We start from the raw sequence: 24,260 nt of genomic DNA, 5'->3' as shown, positions 1-24,260 counted from the left end.
AGTTCTACTTGCATCACCGCAAGAACATCCCCACCATGCTGCGACGCAGCGACATGGTTAACGCCTGAAATACGCGACCACTCTGACAGACAGTGAGACCGAAAATGACCGACTTCAAAAAAATCCTGATCGCCAACCGCGGTGAAATCGCCATCCGCATCATGCGCGCGGCCAACGAGATGGGAAAGAAAACAGTCGCCGTCTTTGCCGAGGAAGACAAACTCGGCCTGCACCGCTTCAAGGCGGATGAGGCGTACCGCATCGGCGCGGGTCTGGGCCCGGTCGCAGCCTATCTGAGCATTGATGAAATCATCCGCGTCGCAAAGGCAAGCGGGGCCGACGCGATCCACCCCGGCTACGGCCTGCTGTCCGAAAACCCCGATTTCGTGGACGCATGCGAACAAAACGGCATCACTTTCATCGGCCCCCGCGCCGAGACCATGCGCGCCTTGGGTGACAAGGCCAGCGCGCGCCGCGTCGCGGTCGAGGCGGGCGTCCCCGTGATCCCCGCCACCGAAGTCCTGGGCGACGACATGGATCTGGTGCGCAAACAGGCGGCCGAGGTCGGCTATCCCCTGATGCTCAAGGCGTCCTGGGGCGGCGGCGGTCGCGGGATGCGGCCGATTGAATCGGAAAAAGAGCTTGAGGAAAAGGTACTCGAGGGCCGCCGCGAGGCCGAAGCCGCCTTTGGCAACGGCGAAGGCTATCTGGAAAAGATGATCCTCAAGGCGCGCCATGTCGAGGTCCAGATTTTGGGCGACAAGCACGGCGAAATCTACCATCTGTTCGAACGTGACTGTTCGGTCCAGCGCCGCAACCAGAAGGTCGTTGAACGCGCCCCCGCCCCCTATCTGACCGAAGCACAACGGGCCGAGATCTGCGAACTGGGCCGCAAGATCTGCGCCCACGTGAACTATGAATGCGCGGGCACTGTCGAATTCCTGATGGATATGGCTGACGACAAGTTCTACTTCATCGAAGTGAACCCCCGCGTACAGGTCGAACATACCGTTACCGAAGAAGTCACCGGCATCGACATCGTGCAGGCGCAAATCCTGATTGCCGAGGGAAAGTCGATTGCCGAAGCAACCGGCAAGGCCAGCCAGGCAGATGTGCAGTTGAACGGTCACGCGCTCCAAACCCGGATCACGACCGAAGACCCGCAAAACAACTTCATCCCCGATTACGGCCGCATCACCGCCTTCCGCGAAGCGACCGGCATGGGCATCCGTCTGGACGGCGGCACCGCCTATTCCGGCGGCGTGATCACGCGCTATTACGACAGCCTGCTGGTCAAGGTCACCGCCAAGGCGCAGACCCCGCAGGCCGCGATTGCCCGGATGGACCGCGCGTTGCGCGAATTCCGCATTCGCGGCGTATCGACCAACATCGCCTTTGTGGAAAACCTGCTCAAGCACCCGACGTTCCTGAACAACACCTACCATACCAAATTCATAGACCAGACGCCCGAACTGTTCACCTTCAAGAAACGCCGCGACCGCGCCACCAAGGTGCTGACCTACATCGCCGACATCACCGTGAACGGGCATCCCGAAACCAAGGGGTTTGAACGTCCTGCCGTCACCGTGCGTGCCCCCATGCCCCCCGCGGCACGGGCCGAGCCGCAGATGGGCACCCGCAACCTGCTGGAACAAAAGGGCCCGCAAGCGGTCGCCGACTGGATGGGCCAGCAACGCCAGCTTCTGATCACCGACACCACCATGCGCGACGGGCACCAATCCCTGCTCGCCACGCGGATGCGCAGCCATGACATGATCAAGGTCGCCCCGGCCTATGCCGCCAACCTGCCCACGCTTTTCTCGATGGAATGCTGGGGCGGCGCGACCTTTGATGTGGCATACCGTTTCTTGCAGGAATGCCCGTGGCAACGCCTGCGTGACCTGCGCGCCGCGATCCCGAACGTGATGACGCAGATGTTGCTGCGCGGGTCGAACGGGGTTGGCTATACCAATTACCCCGACAACGTGGTGCAGGAATTCGTGCGCGTCGCCGCCACCGAAGGCGTGGACGTGTTCCGCGTGTTCGACAGCCTGAACTGGGTTGAAAACATGCGCGTGGCGATGGACGCCGTGATTGATAACGGCAAGATTTGTGAAGGCACCATTTGCTACACCGGCGATATCTTTGACCCGGATCGCGCGAAATATGATCTTAAATATTATGTGGCGATGGGTAAGGAGCTGAAAGCGGCTGGCGCGCATGTCCTTGGTCTGAAGGATATGGCCGGACTTCTGAAACCCAACGCGGCCAAGGTGTTGATCAAGGCGCTGAAATCCGAGGTCGGGTTGCCGATCCACTTCCACACCCATGACACCGCCGGTGTTGCGATTGCCACCATCATGGCCGCTTCCGAGGCCGGCGTCGATGCCGTGGATTGCGCGATGGACGCCCTGTCGGGCAACACCTCGCAAGCCACATTGGGGTCCGTCGTCGAGGCGCTGAAACACACTGACCGCGACACCGGCCTGTCGATGGACGCCGTGCGCGAAATATCAAACTACTGGGAAGAAGTCCGCGGCGAATACGCCGCCTTCGAGACCGGCATGCAGGCCCCCTCCTCGGAGGTATATCTGCACGAAATGCCCGGCGGCCAGTTCACCAACCTCAAGGCGCAGGCCGCGTCAATGGGGCTGGACGACCGCTGGCCCGAGGTTGCCAAGACCTATGCCGACGTCAACCAGATGTTCGGCGATATCGTCAAGGTCACGCCTTCGTCAAAAGTCGTCGGGGATATGGCGCTGATGATGGTGTCTCAGGGCTTGACCCGCGCGCAGGTCGAAGACCCCGAGGCGGAAATGTCCTTTCCTGACTCTGTCATCGACATGATGCGCGGCAATCTGGGCCAACCTCCGGGCGGGTTCCCTGCGGGCATCGTCAAGAAGGTGCTCAAGGGGGAACAACCCAATACGGAACGCCCCGGTGCACATCTGCCGCCCACGGATCTCGAGGCAACCCGCGCCGAGCTGAAAGCCCAGCTTGAGGGGGCCGAAGTCGAGGACGACGATCTGTCAGGCTACCTGATGTACCCCAAGGTTTTCCTTGATTACAAAGGGCGGCATCGCATCTATGGCCCCGTTCGTGTGCTGCCGACGCGCACGTTCTTTTACGGCATGGAACCGGGCGAGGAAATCACCGGTGAAATCGACCCCGGCAAGACTCTCGAAATCCGTTTGCAAGCGCTAAGCGAAACCAACGAAGACGGCGATGTCAAAGTGTTCTTTGAACTGAACGGCCAGCCCCGTGTCGTGCGGGTCCCCAACCGTCTGGTCAAAGCAACATCGGCCAAGCGTCCCAAGGCCGAAAACGGCAATGCCAACCACATCGGCGCGCCGATGCCGGGGGTCGTCGCATCGGTCGGGGCTGTCGTGGGCCAACATGTCAAGGCGGGCGATCTGCTGCTGACCATCGAGGCGATGAAGATGGAAACCGGCATCCATGCGGAGCGTGACGCAGTCGTCAAAGCGGTGCATGTCAGCCCCGGCGGCCAGATTGACGCCAAGGATTTGCTGGTAGAGCTGGAATAAAGATATCAGGGCCGGACGCGATCTGTCGCATTGTCTGGCCCGACGCACACGCTATCTTGGAGGGGTGACTAGATTCCAATCGGACGCCCAGACCAATGCCCTATGAATGGAAAACCGCCCCCACTGCGGCGACGCAGGAACTGCACCTTTGGCCGCATCAATCCTTGCCGCCAAAGGGATTTGCCGCGTTTATCCTGACCACCTTCACGCTGATCCTGATCCCCACGTTGCCCTTGTTGGGCACGCCGCTGCTTTGGGGGCTGCTGCCATTCATGCTTGCCGCCGTGGGGGGCGTGTATTTCGCCCTGCAAGGCAACCACAAGGCCCGCCAGATCGAAGAGGTGTTCACCCTTACCGACGACACGGTGCACCTGATCCACACCACCCCCAAGGGCGATGTCATGGAATGGGATTGCAACCGCTACTGGACGGTCGTGACGAAATACGAAAAGGACGGGCCCGTGCCGCATTACGTCACATTGCGCGGCAAGGGCCGCGAGGTCGAGATCGGCAAATTCCTCAGCGAAGAGGAACGCATCGCGCTTTTTGACGAGCTCAACCGGTCGCTTTTGCGATAAGGCTTAGCTCAGGCGGTCTTTGACCTTGGGACCGACGGCACCGAAATCCATCTGACCAGTATATTTGCCTTTCAGCAGACCGATCACCTTGCCCATGTCCCGGATCGACGTCGCCCCGACTTCTGCGATGGCATCATCAACGGCCTTGGCGGCTTCTGCGTCGGACAGTTGACGCGGCAGGAATTCTTCGATGACCTGGATTTCTTCTCGTTCACGATCGGCCAGATCAATGCGCCCGCCCTCTTCGTAGGCGCGCACTGATTCCATCCGCTGCTTTGCCATCTTGCCCAGAATCGCCAGGACTTCCGGATCACCCACGCCGGTATCCCCGTCGTCCATGCGCACGGCGATGTCCTTGTCTTTGATCGCCGCATTGATCAGGCGCAAGGTCGACAGACGCTGCGCGGCCTTGTCTTTCATTGCCTGTTTCAGGGCGTCCGTGATGCGTGTACGCAAGTCCATTGCCATCGTCCTTTGAACCATCAGCTGTTAAGCGGGCGAACATAACCACTTTCACGCCGACAGGCAATGGCTACACGCGCAGCTAAGGCACTGAATTCAATGGAAATATCATTTTCCACACACTCTTGACCCCGTGCTGCGCCGGCTTTAGGTTGCCCCCGTTTAGCCCCATACATCTGCCGCCCGGAGGCCCCCCATGACTGCGCCAGCACATTCCCGCCCGACCGCCTGCCTTGCACTTGCGGACGGATCGCTTTTTTACGGCATGGGGTTCGGTGCCACGGGGCAGACCGTCGCCGAATTGTGCTTTAACACAGCGATGACCGGCTATCAGGAAATCATGACCGATCCATCCTATGCGGGCCAGATCGTGACCTTTACCTTCCCCCATATCGGCAACACCGGCACTAACCCCGAAGATGATGAAACCGGTGATCCCGTCGCCGCGGGCATGGTGGTCAAATGGATGCCGACGGACCCCAGCAACTGGCGGTCGACGCAACATCTGTCGGAGTGGCTGGCCGCCCGCGGGCGCATCGCCATTGGTGGTATCGACACGCGCCGCCTGACCCGCGCGATCCGTCACCAGGGCGCACCCCATGCGGCCCTTGCCCATGACCCCGATGGCAACTTTGATATCGAAGCACTGGTCGCCGCCGCACGCGGGTTTGCCGGGCTTGAGGGCATGGATCTGGCCAAGGAGGTCACCTGCGCCCAATCCTATCGCTGGAATGAAATGCGGTGGGCCTGGCCTGAAGGCTATGCCACCCAGGAAAATGCACCGCACAAAGTTGTGGCCATCGATTACGGCGCGAAACGCAATATCCTGCGCTGCTTGGCGTCGGTAGGTTGCGATGTGACAGTGCTGCCCGCCTCGGCCACATATGAGGATGTGATGGCGCATGAACCTGACGGCGTGTTTTTGTCCAACGGCCCCGGAGATCCGGCGGCGACGGGCGTATATGCCGTGCCGATGATCAAGAGCATCATCGAAAACACGCAATTGCCGATCTTCGGTATCTGCCTTGGCCACCAGATGCTGGCCCGCGCCCTTGGCGGCAATACTGTCAAGATGAGCCACGGCCACCACGGTGCAAACCACCCCGTCAAGGATATGGACACCGGCAAGGTCGAGATCACGTCGATGAACCACGGGTTTGCTGTTGATGCGCAGACGCTGCCGAAAGGTGTGGTTGAAACCCACCAATCCTTGTTTGACGGGTCCAACTGCGGCATCCGCATGGAAGGACGGCCCGTTTGGTCTGTGCAGCACCACCCCGAAGCTAGCCCGGGTCCGCAAGACAGCTTTTACCTGTTTGAACGTTTCGCCGCAGCGATGGCGGAACGGGCGGCCTGAAGACCAAGCCGCCCCGCCTGTTTATAATCTGTTAACCGACGCTTAACGTCCGGCCCCCATCCTCATCGCGATCCATGCGGTGAGGATTCGAGGGATGAACGATCTAGGCCTAAATTACACGTCGCCCGAGCTGGCAGAACCAGCTGGCGCGCGTGTTCCATTGGGCCGGATCCTGGTAAATGCGCAGCTAATTGATCAGGCTGATCTGGTACTCGCGCTGGAACACCAGCAGTCGATCAAAGTGCCCTTGGGCGAAATTCTCGTCTCGCAGGGGCTGATCACGCCGGTGCAGGTCTCGCAGGCGCTGGCCACCCAGCACCACCTGCAACTGGTTGATCTGGCTGCAGATCCCCCCAACCCCACGATGGCAAAACACATCTCGGCGCTGGATTGTTTGCGCTATGGAATCGTCCCTTGGCGGTCACTGGGCAACATCGTTCTGGTTGCGACCAGCGCGCCGGACCAGTTTATCCAGATCAATCAGGACCTTGCCGCCAGCGGGATGAGCTTTCTGCCCGTCATCGCCGACGAACGACAGATAAAGCAAAGCATATCAGAGGTTTATGGCGCAGAGTTGGCGCAACGCGCCGCCACCCGCGTCCCTCCCATCGAAAGCTGTCGCACATGGCGGGTGGATCGCCCCGACCGGCGGGCCTGGGCCCTTGGGGTATGTTCGCTCTTGTCGACGCTGATCATCCTGCAACCTGCCTGGACTTTTACGCTCATTATTCTGTGGGCGCTTTGCACCAGCCTGCTGACCGTGTCCCTGCGGAGTCTTGCCTTCTTTGCGCGGCTGTTTCTATGCGACGATCCAGCCCCTTCGGCACTGGCGACCAAGGAAAAGTTCCAATTGCCTCGCGTGTCGGTTCTGGTGCCGCTGCTGCACGAGAAGGAGATCGCAACCGCCCTGATTGCCCGCCTGACCCGGCTGACCTACCCCAAATCCTTGCTTCAGATCGTCTTGGTGCTCGAGGAAGGCGACGACATGACCCGTGAAACCATTGCGCGCACCACACTGCCATCGTGGTTTGACGTGATCGAAGTGCCGCAGGCCAACCGGTTGCGCACCAAGCCGCGCGCGTTGAATTATGCGCTCGATTTTTGCAACGGCAGCATAATCGCCGTGTGGGATGCCGAAGACGCACCCGAAGTGGACCAGATTGACCGCATCGTTCAGCATTTTGCCCATGCGCCCCGGAATGTCGCCTGTGTGCAAGGGGTTCTGGATTATTACAACGCCCGCACCAACTGGATTTCGCGCTGCTTTACCATCGAATACGCCGCGTGGTGGCGGGTTTTACTGCCCGGCATCGCTCGGTTGGGGCTGATCATTCCGCTTGGCGGTACGACCCTCTTTTTCCGCCGCGATGTGCTTGAGGATTTGTGCGGCTGGGACGCCCATAACGTAACCGAAGACGCGGATCTGGGCGTGCGCCTCGCGCGTCACGGCTTCAAGACCGATCTGTTGCCGACCGTTACCTATGAAGAAGCCAATTTCCGGCCCTGGCCTTGGGTCAAGCAACGCTCGCGCTGGCTCAAGGGGTTCCTGATCACGTGGTGCGTCCACATGCGCAAGCCGGCCCAGCTGCTGAGGGAGGTCGGGCTCGCGCGTTTTTTGGGCATCCAGACGCTGTTTCTCGCGACCTTCAACCAATTCATCTGCGCGCCGCTGCTTTGGTCTTTTTGCCTGACGCTTTTCGGGTTTTCCCACCCGGTCGAGATTACCTTGGGCACAACGGTCCTTGGCTGGCTTTTCTACTTTTTCGTCTTCGCCGAAGTTCTCAACATCTCAATCGCGATCAAGGCCGCCTCAAGGGCGGAGCACCGGCATCTGTTGCCTTGGGTGGTGACTCTGCCACTGTATTTCATTCTGGGGACATTCGCAGCCTACAAAGCCTTGTATGAATTCGTCGTCTCACCGTTTTACTGGGACAAGACCCAACATGGCGTCACGACACAATCGCGCAAACCGGCGACACCAGGCTGACGGCATCAGCCTTCTTCTTCGCGCCGCGCGGCTTCTTGCTTGAGGCGGGTCATGAACGCGACCGAGATGTGGGTTCGCAGCGCCTCGTCCGCGCCATCCTCGTTGCGCTGTTCGATCATCTGGACGATCTTGTCATGCTCTAGCTGCGCGATGGCCCCGCGTCCTTCGACCGCCAAGGATGATGTCGCCATCAACGCCATCGACCGGTGTACCAGATCCAGCTGCTGCACCAGATAACGGTTATGCGATGCCAGATGGATTTGCTTGTGAAACCGCCGGTTCGCCCGTGCCAAAGCGCCCGGGTTATCGCGCAGGGCATTGTCATCCTCGACCATCTCGCGCAGCACGCGGACCTCTTCGGCGGTGGCGTGGCGGGCGGCCAACCGTGCGGCCAGACCCTCCAACTCTCCGCGCACCACGTAAAGTTCGGCCATCTGGTTGTGATCCAGCGACGCCACGATCAGGCTGCGCCCGTCGCGCGCCAGCAAGGATTGCGTCTCGAGGCGTTGCAACGCCTCGCGGATGGGCGTGCGCGAAACCCCAAAGCGTTCGGCAAGCTCACTTTCCACCAGACGGCTTCCCGGACGGTAGATGCCCACGTCAATGGCATCCAGAATCATCGAATAGGCATCGGTCGGTCCGGGGCGGGGCGCAGTCATCAGGTCACTTTCGTCAGGGTTCGCACACCTTAGACCCCGCGGCCATTTGCGCAAGCCCGTGATCTTGCGCAAATGGCAGCAGGGGCTTAGCTTTGGTCCATGCCTCATATCGCTTTCTCACATGTGAACACCTGGGTCTTCGACCTTGATCACACGCTTTACCCGCCCTCTGCACGGCTGTTCGACCAGATCGAGGTCCGCATGATCCGTTGGGTGATGGACGCGCTCAAGGTCGACCGGGCCCGCGCCGATTACCTGCGCAAACACTATTGGCACACCTATGGCACGACCCTTGCGGGGCTGATGCGCGAACATGATCTGGATCCCGGACCATACCTGCATGATGTGCATGACATATCCATGGATGTGCTGACCCCCGACCCCGTTCTGGCCGCACGGATCAAGGCGCTGCCCGGCAGGCGGATCATCTATACCAACGGCACCGCACCCTATGCCGAACGCGTGGCCAAGGCGCGCGGGTTGGACGGGCTTTTCGATGCGATCTACGGCGTCGAACATGCCGGTTTTCTGCCCAAGCCCGAACGTCGCGCCTTTGAACAGGTCTTTGCCACGGACCGGCTGGACACCACGAAGGCCGTGATGTTCGAGGATGACCCCCGCAACCTTGCCGCCCCGCACGCGATGGGGATGGGAACGGTGCATGTCGCCCCCGAACCTAAGGCCGCCGATCACATACATTTCCACACCGATGACCTGAGCCATTTCCTTGGGCGGATCACGGGCTAATTGACGGGTATGACCATGGATTGCGATATTCTCATCTCGGGCGGCGGGATTGCCGGACTGACTGCAGCGGCCGCCTTTGGCAGCGCGGGGTTCAAGGTGATCTGCGTTGACCCCACCCCGCCCATCACCGATGGCGAAGCAGCAGGTGCCGACTTGCGGTCGACCGCGATGTTGCAACCCGCGCGCCGCGTGCTTGAGGCCGCAGGCATCTGGAGCCACCTTCAAGACCACGCCGCCCCCCTGCAAGTCATGAGAATCGTAGATGCGGGCGGTGCCGAGCCTGCCCCCCGCGTGACCCGGGAATTCAATGCAGCCGAAATTTCGGACCAGCCGTTTGGCTGGAATTTTCCAAACTGGCTGCTGCGCCGCGCATTGATCGACCGACTGGCCGATCTGCCGACGGTCGATTTTCGCCCCGGCACCGGCACCACATCCTTGTTCACCCGCACAGCACAGGCCCGCGTGACCCTGAGCGACGGCAGCCGGATCACGACGCCCCTGGTCATTGCCGCCGATGGCCGCGAGAGCCCGATGCGCAAGGCGGCGGGCATTGGCGTGACCAAATCGGGTTATGGGCAAAAGGCCATCGTCTTTGCCGCCACCCATCCCGTGCCCCACGAGAACGTATCGACTGAAATCCACCGGACCGGGGGGCCGTTCACGCTGGTGCCCCTGCCCGACCGCGATGGCATGCCTTGCTCTGCCGTTGTCTGGATGGATGACGCAGCCGCCTGTACGCGCCGCATGGCACTGGACGCAAAGTCGTTTTCCGACGAAGCATCGACCCGCAGTTGCCATCTGTTCGGCCCGCTAACCTTGGTCACCGCGCGCAATGTCTGGCCGATCATCACCCAGCACGCCGCGCGGCTGTCCGGTGAACGGATCGCCCTGATCGCCGAGGCCGCCCATGTGATACCCCCTATCGGCGCGCAGGGTCTGAACATGTCGTTGCAAGACGTGGCCACCCTGCTTGAGCTGGCGCAACGCAATCCTGACGAGATTGGCAGCCAGAAGATGCTGGATGCCTATCACAAGGCGCGCTACGGCGACATCATGCTGCGGGTGCGCGGGATTGATCTGCTCAACCGTGCCAGCCAGGCGACCACGCCAATCGCCCGCGATGCCCGTGCGTCAGGTCTGAACGCGCTTTACGCGTTGGCACCCGTGCGCAAGATGTTGATGGGGATGGGTCTGGGTATGCGGCAAGGTTAAAACCCTGCCGCAACATCCTGAAACTACAGGACCTTATCAACCACACGCGCCAAGCGCGCCAGCGTTCCGTCGACGTCGTACAGCTTGTCCAAGCCGAACAGACCCAAACGGAATGTCTTGAAATCATCCGGCTCATCGCACATCAGCGGCACGCCGGCGGCAATCTGCATCCCCTCGGCAGCGAACGCCTTACCGTTTTGCACCAACGGATCAGACGTATAGCTGACGACGACACCGGGCGCGCCGTAACCTTCGGCAGCAACCGACACCACGCCCTGATCCGCCAGCATCTTGCGCACCCCGTCACCCAGACGCCACTGCGCCTCTTTCAGCCGGGCAAAACCATAGGCCTTGGTTTCCTTCATCGCGTCACGGAACCCGCGCAGCGCATCCGTGGGCATGGTCGAATGATAGGCATGACCACCGTTTTCATAGGCCTGCATGATGCTGTACCACTTGCCCAGATCAAGAGAAAAGCTGTCCGACGTCGTTTCAGCCAACTGCGCCACGGCGCGCTCAGACATCATCACAAGGCCCGCAGACGGCGACGCGCTCCAGCCCTTTTGCGGTGCCGAGATCAGCACATCGACACCAAGCGCGCGCATGTCGACCCAGGCACACCCCGATGCAATGCAATCCAGCACCATCAGCGCGCCAACCTCGTGGGCGGCTTCGGCCATCAGCTTGATGTAATCATCGGGCAGGATCACCCCGGCGCTTGTCTCCACATGAGGCGCGAAAACAACCTGCGGTTTCTGGCTGCGGATGGTGTCGACGACCTCTTCGATCGGGCAAGGCGCAAAGGGGGCTGGCGTACTGTTGCCCGTCGTGCGCGCCTTGAGCACCGTCGCGCTGCCGGTCAGATCGCCGCTCTCGATGATCTGGCTCCAGCGGTAAGAAAACCAGCCGTTGCGCACAACCAGCACATCCGCGTTGCGGGCGAATTGACGGGCCACAGCCTCCATCCCGAAGGTACCGCCCCCCGGCACGATCGCCACCGCGTCGGCGTGATACACCTCTTTAAGCAGGGCGCTGATGTCCTTCATCACGCCTTGGAACGCGGCGGACATGTGGTTCAGCGACCGGTCGGTGAACACCACCGAAAATTCCTCGAGCCCTTGCGGGTCTACTGTGTCTAGCAATGCTGGCATGGGGATATCCTTTTTCTTTGGGGCGAACATAGCGCCCCACCGTACAAAGTCATAGGCCCAATGGACCGGGCAACCGCTCCTCGCTCAACAGGACATTGGCCTCCACAGCACCGGCCCCCGGAAGCGTCATGATCCGCCGCCGCAACACCCGTTCAAAATCCGCCAGATCCCGCGCCACGACCCGCAAGCGATAATCATAAAGGCCCAACACATGCTCGACCGTCTGCACTTCGGGGATGGCGCTGACCGCACGCTCAAAATCCTCAAGGCTGACGCGCCCCTTGGTGGCCAGCTTGACGCCCAGAAACACGGTCACGCCAAACCCCAACGCCTCGCGGTTCAGCCGCAACCGTTTGCCCCGCAAGATGCCCGCTTCCTCCAGCCTCCGGATCCGCCGCCAGGTCGCGGGTTGCGACAAGCCCAGATGCCGCCCCAAAGCGCCGGCACTTTGCGTCGCATCCCGCGCAAGCGACCGGATCAGATGATGGTCGATCTCGTCCAAGGCAATCATAGCGGCAACGCCTCGTCCGACTTGATCCGCGCCACATGCATCAACGCCTCGATGTCGGCGATATGCGGCAGGGTCAGAATCTTGCCGCGATAGATCGCCTGATAATGGCCCATGTCACGCGCAATGATCGACAAGCGCACATCGACGCGCCCTAAAAACGTCTGTACTTCAATCACTTCCTCGACTTTGCGCGCAGCCTCCAGAAACCTGTCGAAAGCATTTCCTTGGGTCTTGTCCAACGTGATCCGCAGCGACACCTCGACCGTATAGCCAAGCGCGGCCCAATCCACGACCATGCCAACGCCCTCGACAATCCCCGCCTCCTGCATCCGCACGATGCGCCGCGCGACCTTGCCGGGACTGCTCCCGGTCAACTCAGCCAGGTCGCCGGGGCTCAGCCCAGCATCCGCCTGCCAATGGCGCAAAATGCGCCGATCCATATCATCAAGCATGATTTTTCCATATTTTTGACAATCGACGCATTATCATCTTCATTTTGCCAAATAAACTCAAATTCCGACAATGGCATCGGCCACCGCATCGGTTATAACGCACATAGATTTCAACGAACCCGAAAGGACGCCCCAATGCGCGTTTACTATGACCGTGACTGCGACGTGAACCTGATCAAGGACAAAAAAGTCGCCATCCTCGGCTACGGCTCCCAAGGCCACGCCCACGCCCTGAACCTGCGTGACTCCGGTGCGAAGAACCTCGTCGTCGCGCTGCGCGAAGGCTCTCCTTCGATCGCCAAGGCCGAAGGCGAAGGCCTCAAGACCATGGGCATCGCCGAAGCCGCCGCATGGGCTGACCTGATCATGTTCACCATGCCCGACGAACTGCAGGCCGACACCTACAAGAAATACGTCCACGACAACATCCGTGAAGGTGCTGCCATCGCTTTCGCGCACGGCCTGAACGTGCACTTCGGCCTGATTGAACCCAAGCCCGGCGTTGACGTGATCATGATGGCCCCCAAAGGCCCCGGTCACACCGTCCGCGGCGAATACCTCAAAGGCGGCGGCGTGCCTTGCCTCGTGGCCGTTGACAAGGACGCCTCCGGCAAAGCGCTGGAAATCGGCCTGTCCTACTGCTCGGCCATCGGTGGCGGTCGCTCCGGCATCATCGAAACCAACTTCCGTGAAGAATGCGAAACCGATCTGTTCGGCGAACAGGCCGTTCTGTGTGGCGGTATCGTCGAACTGATCCGCATGGGTTTTGAAACATTGGTTGAAGCAGGCTACGAGCCTGAAATGGCCTATTTCGAATGCCTGCACGAAACCAAGCTGATCGTGGACCTGATCTATGAAGGCGGCATCGCCAACATGAACTACTCGATCTCGAACACTGCCGAATATGGCGAATATGTTTCCGGCCCGCGCATCCTGCCCTACGCCGAAACCAAAGCCCGCATGAAGGACGTCCTCACGGACATCCAGAACGGTAAATTCGTGCGTGACTTCATGCTGGAAAACGCAGTCGGTCAGCCTTCGTTCAAAGCAACCCGTCGCATCAACGACGAACACCAGATCGAACAGGTCGGCGAGAAGCTGCGCGGCATGATGCCGTGGATTTCCGCAGGCAAGATGGTCGACAAAGCCAAGAACTAAACAACGAAAGGCCCGGGGCATGTTCCCGGGCCTCTTCCTTTCGATGTCTCATCTTTCAGATACCCCATCGCCGGCTTTCCCGTCTCCAGCTTTCGCATATGGTGACTGCAGCTACTTCAAATCACCCATGCACTCATTGATCTGGTGTCCGCCTCACGACGCAACCGCGGCACCCCCGAGAGGCATCATGGTCCCGGCCCAAAACGACCTGCGTAAAATTTTCCCCTGGGTCATGTCTGCCCCATGACGCTACAGCTCCACCCTACGTTTCAGACCAAAACATGCAGACGCCGCGCCCCTGCCACGGCCCGACCGTCGGCCTGATGCCGTCCCACCCCCACGTGAAAGACCAGCCCATGCAAGATACGCCCGTGATCACCCCGGCAAGCTGGCTGATGATCGTCCTCCTCGCCTTTATCTGGGGTGGCACATTCATGGTGACCAAAGTCGCCCTCACAGAAATGCCTCCGTTCTGGATCGCTGCCAGCCGTGTCAGTCTTGCTGCCCTTGTCATGGTCTTGATCTGGGGTGCCCGCGGCTTCCGGCTGTTCTCCAGTACACCGCAGGGCAAGGACATCACGGCCCTGATCCTCGTCGGGGCCGCCAGCTCGGCAGTTCCTTTCACCCTGCTGGCCTGGGGCCAGCAATACGTCACCTCGGGCTTTGCAGGCGTTTCTATGGCTGCAACAGCGCTGATCATTCTGCCACTCGCCCATTTTTTCGTCACAGGCGAACGCATGAGCCTGCGCAAGACGCTTGGCTTTGTCGTGGGGTTTGCAGGGGTCGTCATCCTCATCGGCGGTCAGGCTTTTGAAAGCACCGGGGCCTCGCTTGAAACTCCGGGCCGCCTTGCGTGCCTTGGGGCCGCCAGCTGTTATGCGATCAGCTCGATCCTGATGCGCCGCTTGCCTGCAATTGACGCAATCGGGCTGGCCACCATCCTGCTGATCATCGCCAGTTGCATCACGATCCCCCTCGCACTCACCGTCGAAGGCCTGCCGCCCGTCCCCTCCGCCACAGTCCTCGGCGTCCTCGCCTTCCTCGGACTGGTGCCCACCGCCGCTGCTAATTTCCTACGCGTGCTCGTGGTGCGCAGCGCCGGGCCGGTCTTCATGTCACTGGTCAACTATCAGGTACCGGTCTGGTCCATCTGCCTTGGCGCATTGATCCTCAGCGAACCCCTGCCCCCTTCCCTGATCTGGTCCCTCGCCCTGATCCTCTGCGGTGTCGCCGTCAGCCAGTTCGGCGCGCTGAAACGGCTCTTCATGCAAACCGCCTCTTGATTCCAAATGGATTAAAATCCTCGCCGAAGGCTCCGGCAGTGCGTCCTGATCAGACCTCTTGGCGCGGCACCTTTACGCCGCGCCAAGTCATGCCCGAATAAATCGAATGCGCGTCAGCGCACCTTCAGATCTCGACGGCCTGCGTCACGGCATCTACGACCGAATTGACCGCCTGCGCCATCAACGCTGCATCCTCATGCTCGGCCATGACGCGCACCAAGGGCTCTGTGCCCGACTTGCGGATCAGCAAACGCCCCTTGCCTGCCAAATCAGCCTCGGCCTGGGCAATCGCGGCCTGCACATGTGCATCCTCCAACGGCACCTGGCCCGCTGAAAAACGGACATTCATCAAAAGTTGCGGCACGGGATCAAAGTTGTTCAGCAGCTCTGACGCTTTTTTGCCTGATCGCACAACTTCGGCCAGAAATTGCAACCCTGCCATCAAACCATCGCCCGTGGTGGCATGGTCCGTCATTACGATATGGCCCGACTGCTCACCGCCCAGATTGAATCCGCCCTCGCGCATACGTTCGACCACATAGCGATCTCCCACAGCCGTGCGCTCCAGATTGACGCCGTGGCCTTGCAGAAAGTGCTCTAGCCCAAGATTGCTCATCACCGTGGCGACAAGCGCATTGTTCGCCAGCCGCCCCTCAGCGGCCCACCGCGACCCCATCAGCGCCATGAACTGGTCGCCATCGCCGACCTTGCCGGTTTCGTCGATCAAGATCACCCGATCCGCATCCCCGTCCAGACAGATGCCCAAATCCGCCCCGTGGCTCACAACGGCGGCGGCAGCCATCTCGGGGTGGGTCGAACCGCAATTCTGGTTGATATTGTGACCGTTGGGCTTCACGCCCACTTCGACCACCTCTGCCCCCAGTTCCCAAAGGGTTTCGGGGGCCACGCGGTAGGCCGCACCATTGGCGCAATCCACCACGACTTTCAGACCATCAAGGCTCATCTGCCGCGGAAACGACGATTTCACCCGCTCCACATAGCGGAATCGCCCGTCATCGATCCGCTTTGCCCGCCCGATCTGATCGGCAGCGTTCAGATCAACCCCGTTGTCGACCAACGCTTCAATCTCAGCCTCGACCTGATCGCTCAGCTTGAATCCGTCAGGCCCGAAAAACTTGATGCCGTTGTCCGTCGCAGGGTTGTGGCTGGCCGAAATCATCACCCCCAGATCAGCCCGCATCGACCGTGTCAGAAGACCCACCGCCGGGGTCGGCACTGGCCCCAGCAAAAGCACATTCATGCCTGTCGAGGTAAGCCCCGCCGTGAGCGCGCTTTCGAACATGTAGCCCGACAGGCGGGTGTCCTTGCCGATCACCACACGGTGCACGCCCGACCGGCTTTGTCCGAAATAACGCCCGACCGCCGCGCCAATGCGCAAAGCGTTCTCGGCTGTCATCGGATAGATATTGGCTTGGCCCCTGACGCCGTCCGTCCCGAAAAGCTTTGTCATAAAATACTCCCAAAATATGCTGCATGCCAAAGGGCTACCGCCTGGCGCGTCTCGCGCACATCATGCACACGGATCATCTGGACCCCCTGAGACAATCCTGCAAGCCCTACGGCAAGAGACCCTGCCGTGCGGTCCCTTGGTTCGGGGGCCTCGCCGATCGTTCCAATGAATTTCTTGCGCGACACCCCCAACAACAGGGGTGTTCCCAACATATGGTAAAGGCTGATCCGCGCAAGCAGTGCCAGATTGTGCTCCTGCGTCTTGCCAAAACCGATCCCCGGATCGGCAAGGATCGCCCCGCGCGGAATCCCCGTCATTTCAAGCGCTGCGATCTGGCCCTCCAAGGCGTCATAGACGTCCAGTAGCACGTCGTCATAGCTGGGATTCAGATGCATCGTGGCAGGGTCGCCCTGCGCATGCATCACGCAGACCGGCAGCCCATGCTTTTGGCAAAACGTGGCCAGGCCGGGATCAAAAGTAAAGCCGGACACGTCGTTGACCAGATTTGCCCCCATCCCGATTGCCGCTTCGGCCACGGCGGCCTTGCGCGTGTCGATGGAAATCGGCAGGTCCATTCCGGCCGCGCGCAACGCCGCGATTACCGGCGCGGTGCGGTTGATTTCTTCCTGTGGCGCGACGTCAGCGGCACCGGGGCGGGTGGATTCACCGCCGATGTCCAGCATGTCCGCCCCTGCCGCCTGCATGGCTTGTCCGGCAGCAACGGCATCGCCAATGTCTGCATGCTGCCCACCATCGGAAAAACTATCCGGCGTCGTGTTAAGAATCCCCATGATCTGCGGCCGCCCCATGGAAAGCCCCGCAATGTCGGGTCTGGCTGCCGTCAGGCGGCCAAGAATGGGCGCAGGGACCTGATCAGCGTCGATGATCCGTGCGGGCGCATTGCGTGACAGGACTTCGACATGGGTAAACCACCCCCAGCCACCTGCCAAGGTCAGGGCTGCATCGGGGCGCGCAGGGCCGATTTGCACGAGGGGTCTGTAGTAAAGCATCATCAAATCACAGTTTTTCTTGCGTCGCCGCCAGCGCCCGCAAGGGCACCGATGCGTCGGCGGGCAGATCAGCGCCAATCACCAACATCTCGGTCGCATCAAAGGTTGCTGCGAACCACGCGGCAAGGGCGACCGCATCGCGCGGCTGCGCCGACGGCGTATCAACACTGTCCAACACGATTTTCGACGGTGCCCACACCGATGTCTGGCCGTTCTTCATCGCCCAGTCCAGCTCCGTCCGGGTGGCAACGACAACGCAGCGGTTGTCCTTGGACGCCAGAACCCAAGCATTTTGTTCAATCGCCAAAAGATCAATCCGCCGCTGCGCCATCTTATGCGCGACTTGCGGGGCTGCGGTGTCAGAGGCACCAACACACAGGATCAAGGGCCGGCCCATCTGTTCAAGTTGGTCCAGCCAGCCGGTCAAATGGGGCGACGCAATGGCTTCATTGCTCAGATAGACCAATTCGGGATGCGGGACTTCGGCGGCAGCAGCGCGCTGTTCGGGTACATCGTCGCGCGCGCGTACAATTTCGACCCCCAAGGCACCCGGTCCACGGTCCAGCTTTTCAATCCTCACGAAGACTCGTATCGCCTGACGCTCCAGCAAGATCCGGTCGGCGACACGTTCGGCCAAGGTTTCAAGCAGATTCAACCGTTCGGCCGCAAGCTCATAAGCGATGGCTTCGGTGACGCGGTCATAGGAAAGAATACGATCGACATCATCCTCGGCGGGGCTGGTCAGTGGCTGGACTTCGACGACGACGTTAAAGCAAATTCGCTGGGTGACACCACGTTCGGCCTGAAAGGCACCGATTTCGACCTCGACGATGTGATCGCGCAGTGAAATCCGGTCCAGCGGTTCAGGGCCGGCGGTCGCGACCGCACGTTCAGAGGGATGCGCGAAGGCAAGCCTGGTATCAGTGGTCATGGTTTCGGCCTTTGCTGTGTCACGCTTTTGACAGTCCTAAACCGTCAGGGCGCGTTTACCAAAGCCGGTGGCGGCTGGCCAGCCACCAAAGGCGACATGAAGGCCGTTCAGTTGGAGGCCGTTTGTACGCCATCGCGGTAAAACAGGTGCACGCCAATCTTGGCAGTGCGGGTAAAGACCCGCGACCAGCGCGGTTTTACGGCAGTCGTGTGGTAGTAAGTTGCGCCATCCGTAATCGACGGAACTGCACCATCCAATGTGGCACGCGCAATCTTGGCCACCTGCGCAAAGGCTTTCGGCTCTGCAATCACTTCGGCATAGCCGTCACAGGTATAGGTGAACTGGCAGCGGAATTTCTTGCCGGTGCCCTGATTGATCACACTGCACAGCGACCCTGGAAAACGCGCCGACTTGACCCGGTTCATGATCACTTCGGCAACGGCGAATTGCCCTTTGACGGTTTCGCCGCGCGCTTCGAAATAAAGCGCTTCCGACAAACAGCGCCATTGTTCGCCGCCCGACGCGGCGGGCTGGCTGGCCAGCCAGCTGCGGGTGAATTCGACATTGCCGGCCTTGTTGTTGGCAGCGATCATCTGTTCCAAACGCTCGCTTCCGACGGCGCGCAGTCCTTTTGTCTCAATCTCGGCCAAAGATTTTGCCTGTTGGGAGTTCGCAAATGCGGACATCGGAGCCATCAGGGAGATGGCTAAAAATACGTTAACGGCTAGCTTGGTGATCGAACGCATATAGCGCCTCGCAGGTCTGTTTCAGTCTTGGCCAGTTATCCAGCAACAGACCTTGCGTAAACCCTAATGAACATAATCTGGCGGGAACCCGCCCAGTCAATCAACATGTTGTACCTAAAGGTCGCTTAACCCAATATCTTGTGGCTAATGGCAAGTTGCGCTGCTGCCAGACGTGCCACCGGAACGCGAAATGGCGAACAGGAAACATAATCAAAGCCAGCTGCACGGCAAAATGCAATCGATTCGGGGTTGCCCCCATGTTCGCCACAGATTGACAAAGTGATGCCAGGACGCGCCGCCCGACCGCGGGACGCACCCAGTTGCAACAGCTCTCCCACGCCATCCTGATCCAGCATGTGAAACGGATCCTCGGGGAACACCCCCTGCTGCACATAGGTCGACATGAAACGGCCCGCATCATCGCGGCTAAGCCCGTATGTCATCTGCGTCAGGTCGTTCGTGCCAAAGCTGAGGAACGAACAATGCGGCGCAATTTCACCCGCCCGCAGGGCTGCACGGGGCGTTTCGACCATGACACCCAGACGATAGGTGAAATCGGCCCCCCGTTCATTGCGCACCGCCGTGGCGATCCTGTCGATACTGGTCTTGACCAGTTCGACCTCGCGTTTGGCGGATACCAGCGGGATCATGATTTCGGGCACGACAGGATCGCCGTCACGGCTGGCCTCGATCGTGGCTTCGAAAATCGCGCGGGCCTGCATTTCGTAGATTTCGGGCACCGTCACGCCAAGCCGCACGCCGCGCAGCCCCAACATGGGGTTGTATTCCGACATCGCCTCGATGCGGCGGGTCACCACAGACAACGGCAAGGCAAGCGCCTCGGCCAGATCGCGCTGACCTGACCGGCTGGCGGGCAAAAATTCGTGCAACGGCGGATCGAACAGGCGGATGCACACCGGCTGCCCCTGCATGATACGGAAAAGCTGAATGAAATCATCCCGCTGCATCGGCAGCAGCCGTTCCAGCACCGCGCGGCGTTCGTCCCCGCTGTCGGCAAAGATCATCTCTCGCATCACGGTCAGGCGGCTGGGGTCAAAGAACATGTGTTCTGTGCGGCACAAGCCGATGCCGTGGGCGTTGAAATTCCGCGCGGTCTGCGCATCGGCGGGCGTGTCCGCATTGGCGCGAATGCCGATATCAGCGGTCTCCTCGGCCCAGTCCATCAGCTTTTGGAAGGTCGCGTCCAACAGCGCCTCCAGCATCTCTGCGGCCCCAGCCAACACTTCGCCCTTGGTTCCGTCAATCGTGATTTCGTCACCCGCCTTGAACACGCGGCCATCGGGGGCGATGATCTGCCCCTTGGCCAGATCGAACCGCATCGAAGACGCCCCAACCACACATGGCAGCCCCATGCCGCGCCCGATCACAGCGGCGTGGCTGGTGATCCCGCCGCGTTCCGTCAACACGGCCTGCGCAGCATGCATCCCGCGAATATCCTCGGGCGAAGTTTCGCGCCGCACCAGAATACAAGCCTCCCCCCGGGAAGCGCTGGCTTGGGCATCATTGGCGTTGAAAACGATCTTGCCCGTCGCGGCACCCGGACTTGCGGCGATGCCCCGCCCGATCACGTCCCGCTTGGTGCGCGGATCGACCTGCCGGTGCAGCAATTCGGTCAGCGTGCGCGGCTGCACCCGCATCAATGCTTCCTCGCGAGAGATGATGCCCTCGTCCGCCAGCGCCACGGCGATCCGGACGGCGGCCCGCGAAGACCGCGACACACGCACACCATCGAGGATGAACAGCTCTCCGTCCGAAAGCACGAATTCAAGCTGCATTTCGGCGCGCAGTTTGACCCGCATCAATTCGGCATGCTGCTTCAATGTCTCAAAGGCTTCGGGGGCATGATCCTCAAGCGATGGGCCGCGCGGATCGCGGGTCAGATACATCGCATCCGCATCCCCCTGTAACGCGTCGCGCCCCTGTGACTGGCTGAGGTAGCGCCCGGTGATTTGCGGCAAACCGCTGTCGCTGTCGACCAGCTGCAACACGCCGGACCCGCACATCCCCGTGCCGACGCCAAACGCCATCTGCTGCACGATCAGACCCAGCCCGGCATCCGCTGGGGCCCCCTTGGCCTGACGCAACAGCCGTGCCGACGTGCCTTCCCAGGCGCGGGCCATAGAGCTAAGCACAGCGGTAAGCTGGGTCACGCGGTCCTGGGGGAAAGTCTCTTCGGTCTCAAGCTCGTAGGCGCGCAACGATTGCTCAAGCGCATCGCGCCCGTCGCCGATCACATCGTCGAACATGTCGGGGTCCAGACGGGCAACGTTCACCGCATAGGATTGCACGAACCGCGTATAGAGCGCCGACGCCGGCCCTTCCCCCATGCGTGCGCAATATTCCGCATAGCGATCGTCGTTCATGCCGATGTTCAACACCGCGCCCGGGCCACCCCAATCGGGGTCCTGGCTGGAGGGACGCACGCACAAAAGCGCGTCTTGGGGGAATTCATCGGCCACTTCCTGCAGGTCGGGCATCTTGCCGCCCGCGATGTCGTGAACCGCGTCAAAGGGCAGTGCAACCGTGCGCGGGACCGGCAGATTCAGACGCACCAGCCGCTGCAGACATTTCGCACGCCCGCCGTGGGTATCCGTGGCGATCGGGGCGGTCTGGGTCACCAATGTTGTCATGGGGGGTTCCTGCACTGCGGCACCTTTTCATATCCGCACAGCATAAGCCTTCGACATTGGCTGGCAAGGCTTCATGCGCCCTGCCAGACCAAAGAGGCCTGCGTCAGCCGTCGATCTTGGTCAGGTCCGCGACCGAGGTACAAATCGTGCGGATACGGCTGAGAAGGTTCAAGCGGTTGCGCCGCACGGTGCCGTTGTCAGAATTCACCTGAACCGCATCAAAGAACGCGTCAATCGGAGCGCGCAGGGATGCCATCGCGGACATCGCGGCCGTGAAATCCTGCGCATCCATCGCCGGATTGATCTGCGCTTCGGCAGCGTCAAGGGCGGCGAACAACGCGCGTTCCTCGTCGGTTTCGGCGAATTTGATATCCGCACCGAAGGAGTATTCGACCCCATCCGCCGTCTCTGCCTGCGACAGGATGTTGTTGGCGCGTTTGAAGCCCTGGATCAGGTTTTCACCGTCATCGGTTTTCAGCGTCTCGTTCAGCGCCTTGGCCCGTTTGACCAGCAACGTCAGGTCATCATTTCCCGGCATCGCGATGCAGGCGTCGATGATGTCGTGCCGGATGCCTTTGTCCTTTAGGTAGACCTTGAGGCGGTCATGGAGGAAGGAGAGGAGATCGCCACTTTTGGCAGGAACGGCTGTCTCCAGTTTCGCGATATCGTCAGTGGGCGCTTTTTTATCATTCCGGTGAATGAAAGCCTGAAAGGCCGAAGCGAAAACACCGTGTTTTGCAATCTCATGCAGCAAGTCTTCGACGTGGTGGTCTTCGAGGCCGGGCATGACCTTGCGCTTGTTACGCACCAACTGCGCGGCATGCAGATGGTCCAAAGGCACATGCAGGTCGTTTTCAACCAAAATCCGGATCACACCCAAGGCCGCACGCCGCAGCGCAAAGGGGTCCTTCGACCCTGTCGGCTTTTCATCAATCGCCCAGAAGCCTGTCAGCTTGTCGATCTTTTCGGCCAGTGCCACGGCAATGGAAACCGGTGCCGTTGGCACATCATCCGACGGGCCAAGCGGCGCATAGTGATCTTGCGCGGCGGCAGCGATGGCACCGGATTTACCAGCGGCTTTCGCGTAATAGCTGCCCATAAGCCCCTGAAGTTCGGGGAATTCATAGACCATTTCGGACGACAGATCGGCCTTGGCGAACCGCGCGGCCTGACGGGCCTCGTCAGCGTCGGCACCGACCATGGGGGCCAACTCGCCCGCCAGCGCTTCCATGCGCGAGATCAGTTCGGCCTGTGTGCCCAGCTTGTTGTGGAAGGTGACATTGGACAGACGGTCGACCCAGACCTGCATGCCTGCGTCAGACTGTGCGATGCGCAGGTCGTTTTCCCAGAAGAATTTGGCATCCGACAAGCGCGCGGAAAGCACTTTTTCATTGCCCGCAAGGATCGTCGCGCCATCGTCGGCGGTGGTCCGGTTGGCGACAGTGACAAAGCGTTCGATCCGTCCGGTCTTGGGGTTGCGCACGGAAAAGAACTTTTGGTGTTCTTTCATCGAGGTCTGCAAAACCTCGGGCGGCAGATCAAGGAAATCATCGCCGATCCGGCCCATCAGAACCACGGGCCATTCCACCAGACCTGCGACCTCGGCCAGAAGGCCTGCGTCTTCGACCACTTCGAGCCCGTTGGCAAAGGCCATGTTGGTCGCATCATGCCAGATCGCATCGCGGCGTTCGGCAGGGTCCAGCACCACGAAGGCGCGTTTAAGCTTTGCAGTGTAGTCGTCGAAACTGCTGACAGTGATCGCACCCGGGGCAAGGAAACGGTGCCCGCGCGTCGTGGCCCCGGCGTCGATCCCGTCAACAGTCATCGGCACGACCTGCGCGCCGTCTTCGGCAGAAAGGATGCACAGGATCGAATGCAGCGGACGGACCCACCGCAGAGTGCCGGTACCCCACCGCATGGATTTCGGCCATGGGAAATTGCGGATGGTGGTTTCAAGCACCTCGGCCACGATGTCGGCTGCGGGGCGGCCGGGTTTCCTGATCATCGCGAACAGGATGTTGCCCTTGGGCGTCTCGCGTTCCTCAAGCTGGTCGCGGGTCAGGCCCGCGCCGCGCAGGAACCCTTCGATGGCTTTTTCTGGCGCGTCGGCCTTGGGGCCTTTGCGTTCTTCGGTGATGGACGGGCTGGCATCAAGCATGCCTTGCACGGTCAGCGTCAAACGGCGCGGGGTTGAGAACGCGGCGGCAGAAGCATAAGTCAAACCGGCCTCGACCAAGCCGTTGGTGACCAGCTTTTTCAGATCATCTGCGGCCCGCGCCTGCATGCGTGCGGGGATTTCTTCGGAGAAAAGCTCAATCAGCAGGTCGGGCATGGGGTGGTACCTTTCGG

At 60.7% G+C, this 24,260-nt stretch carries 19 protein-coding genes; 8 read left to right on the top strand and 11 right to left on the bottom strand.

The window, feature by feature from the left end; translation table 11 throughout:
• Positions 1 to 104: 104 nt before the first annotated feature.
• Together RGAI101_RS00565 and RGAI101_RS00560 are read left to right on the top strand one after the other, a co-directional pair.
• Positions 105 to 3,545, top strand: coding sequence for a pyruvate carboxylase (locus tag RGAI101_RS00565; protein WP_008227983.1), 3,441 nt, complete (start codon positions 105 to 107; stop codon positions 3,543 to 3,545).
• 95 nt (positions 3,546 to 3,640) lie between these two features.
• Entirely contained in the window at positions 3,641 to 4,123 is a 483-nt protein-coding gene (locus RGAI101_RS00560; protein WP_008226999.1) for a DUF2244 domain-containing protein, read from the top strand.
• Between the two features lie 3 nt (positions 4,124 to 4,126).
• Here RGAI101_RS00560 and RGAI101_RS00555 read toward each other — a convergent pair whose 3' ends face one another.
• The gene (locus RGAI101_RS00555) at positions 4,127 to 4,585 is read right to left on the bottom strand and encodes a GatB/YqeY domain-containing protein (RefSeq protein ID WP_008228203.1); all 459 of its coding nucleotides are present in this window, start codon (positions 4,583 to 4,585) and stop codon (positions 4,127 to 4,129) included.
• A gap of 196 nt (positions 4,586 to 4,781) precedes the next feature.
• Between RGAI101_RS00555 and carA the strand changes: the two genes are divergently transcribed.
• Positions 4,782 to 5,942: a glutamine-hydrolyzing carbamoyl-phosphate synthase small subunit gene (gene carA / locus RGAI101_RS00550; RefSeq protein WP_008228551.1), complete on the top strand. Its 1,161-nt coding sequence runs from the start codon at positions 4,782 to 4,784 to the stop codon at positions 5,940 to 5,942.
• A gap of 94 nt (positions 5,943 to 6,036) precedes the next feature.
• Positions 6,037 to 7,929 (top strand): glycosyltransferase family 2 protein, encoded by a 1,893-nt coding sequence (locus RGAI101_RS00545; protein ID WP_037226989.1) that lies wholly within the window; start codon positions 6,037 to 6,039, stop codon positions 7,927 to 7,929.
• Between the two features lie 5 nt (positions 7,930 to 7,934).
• Here the strand turns inward: RGAI101_RS00545 and RGAI101_RS00540 are convergent, their stop codons facing one another.
• A complete protein-coding gene (locus tag RGAI101_RS00540) occupies positions 7,935 to 8,588 on the bottom strand; it encodes a GntR family transcriptional regulator (RefSeq protein WP_037228826.1) in 654 nt (217 codons plus the stop codon).
• A 99-nt stretch (positions 8,589 to 8,687) separates the two neighbouring features.
• On the opposite strand from RGAI101_RS00540, the gene RGAI101_RS00535 reads away from it, so the two are divergent.
• Both RGAI101_RS00535 and RGAI101_RS00530 read left to right on the top strand, forming a co-directional pair.
• Positions 8,688 to 9,335: a pyrimidine 5'-nucleotidase gene (locus RGAI101_RS00535; RefSeq protein WP_037226986.1), complete on the top strand. Its 648-nt coding sequence runs from the start codon at positions 8,688 to 8,690 to the stop codon at positions 9,333 to 9,335.
• A gap of 9 nt (positions 9,336 to 9,344) precedes the next feature.
• A complete protein-coding gene (locus RGAI101_RS00530) occupies positions 9,345 to 10,547 on the top strand; it encodes a UbiH/UbiF family hydroxylase (RefSeq protein WP_008226251.1) in 1,203 nt (400 codons plus the stop codon).
• Between the two features lie 23 nt (positions 10,548 to 10,570).
• Here RGAI101_RS00530 and RGAI101_RS00525 read toward each other — a convergent pair whose 3' ends face one another.
• From RGAI101_RS00525 to RGAI101_RS00515, 3 genes are read right to left on the bottom strand one after another with little or no spacing between them, the layout of a single operon-like run.
• A complete protein-coding gene (locus tag RGAI101_RS00525) occupies positions 10,571 to 11,698 on the bottom strand; it encodes an aminotransferase class V-fold PLP-dependent enzyme (protein WP_037226980.1) in 1,128 nt (375 codons plus the stop codon).
• 49 nt (positions 11,699 to 11,747) lie between these two features.
• Entirely contained in the window at positions 11,748 to 12,209 is a 462-nt protein-coding gene (locus RGAI101_RS00520) for an Lrp/AsnC family transcriptional regulator (RefSeq protein ID WP_008229417.1), read from the bottom strand.
• Positions 12,206 to 12,661 carry an Lrp/AsnC family transcriptional regulator gene (locus RGAI101_RS00515; RefSeq protein WP_037226978.1) on the bottom strand — a complete coding sequence of 152 codons (456 nt, stop codon included), beginning with the start codon at positions 12,659 to 12,661 and terminating at the stop codon, positions 12,206 to 12,208. Before RGAI101_RS00515 ends, RGAI101_RS00520 begins: the two co-directional genes overlap by 4 nt.
• A gap of 135 nt (positions 12,662 to 12,796) precedes the next feature.
• Between RGAI101_RS00515 and ilvC the strand changes: the two genes are divergently transcribed.
• Both ilvC and RGAI101_RS00505 read left to right on the top strand, forming a co-directional pair.
• Positions 12,797 to 13,819, top strand: a complete 1,023-nt coding sequence (gene ilvC / locus RGAI101_RS00510; RefSeq protein ID WP_037226976.1) for a ketol-acid reductoisomerase — start codon at positions 12,797 to 12,799, stop codon at positions 13,817 to 13,819.
• A 356-nt stretch (positions 13,820 to 14,175) separates the two neighbouring features.
• The gene (locus RGAI101_RS00505; RefSeq protein ID WP_037226972.1) at positions 14,176 to 15,102 is read left to right on the top strand and encodes a DMT family transporter; all 927 of its coding nucleotides are present in this window, start codon (positions 14,176 to 14,178) and stop codon (positions 15,100 to 15,102) included.
• A gap of 124 nt (positions 15,103 to 15,226) precedes the next feature.
• Here the strand turns inward: RGAI101_RS00505 and glmM are convergent, their stop codons facing one another.
• The 6 genes from glmM to glyS form a co-directional block, all read right to left on the bottom strand.
• The gene (gene glmM / locus RGAI101_RS00500) at positions 15,227 to 16,573 is read right to left on the bottom strand and encodes a phosphoglucosamine mutase (protein ID WP_008227205.1); all 1,347 of its coding nucleotides are present in this window, start codon (positions 16,571 to 16,573) and stop codon (positions 15,227 to 15,229) included.
• Complete coding sequence (gene folP / locus RGAI101_RS00495) at positions 16,570 to 17,586, bottom strand: dihydropteroate synthase (protein WP_008226065.1); 1,017 nt, start codon at positions 17,584 to 17,586, stop codon at positions 16,570 to 16,572. Before folP ends, glmM begins: the two co-directional genes overlap by 4 nt.
• A 4-nt stretch (positions 17,587 to 17,590) precedes the next feature.
• On the bottom strand, positions 17,591 to 18,514 hold the full coding sequence (locus tag RGAI101_RS00490; protein ID WP_008227456.1) for a dihydroneopterin aldolase: 924 nt from the start codon (positions 18,512 to 18,514) through the stop codon (positions 17,591 to 17,593).
• A gap of 107 nt (positions 18,515 to 18,621) precedes the next feature.
• Complete coding sequence (locus RGAI101_RS00485; RefSeq protein WP_037226969.1) at positions 18,622 to 19,260, bottom strand: cell wall hydrolase; 639 nt, start codon at positions 19,258 to 19,260, stop codon at positions 18,622 to 18,624.
• A 125-nt stretch (positions 19,261 to 19,385) separates the two neighbouring features.
• Positions 19,386 to 21,911 carry a putative PEP-binding protein gene (locus RGAI101_RS00480; RefSeq protein ID WP_008225267.1) on the bottom strand — a complete coding sequence of 842 codons (2,526 nt, stop codon included), beginning with the start codon at positions 21,909 to 21,911 and terminating at the stop codon, positions 19,386 to 19,388.
• A gap of 103 nt (positions 21,912 to 22,014) precedes the next feature.
• On the bottom strand, positions 22,015 to 24,243 hold the full coding sequence (gene glyS, locus RGAI101_RS00475; protein ID WP_008229188.1) for a glycine--tRNA ligase subunit beta: 2,229 nt from the start codon (positions 24,241 to 24,243) through the stop codon (positions 22,015 to 22,017).
• Positions 24,244 to 24,260 lie beyond the last annotated feature (17 nt).

Source organism: Roseobacter sp. GAI101, assembly GCF_000156335.1.
Classification (GTDB): Bacteria; Pseudomonadota; Alphaproteobacteria; order Rhodobacterales; family Rhodobacteraceae; genus Sulfitobacter.
This window is presented reverse-complemented; position numbering and strand designations above follow the sequence as displayed.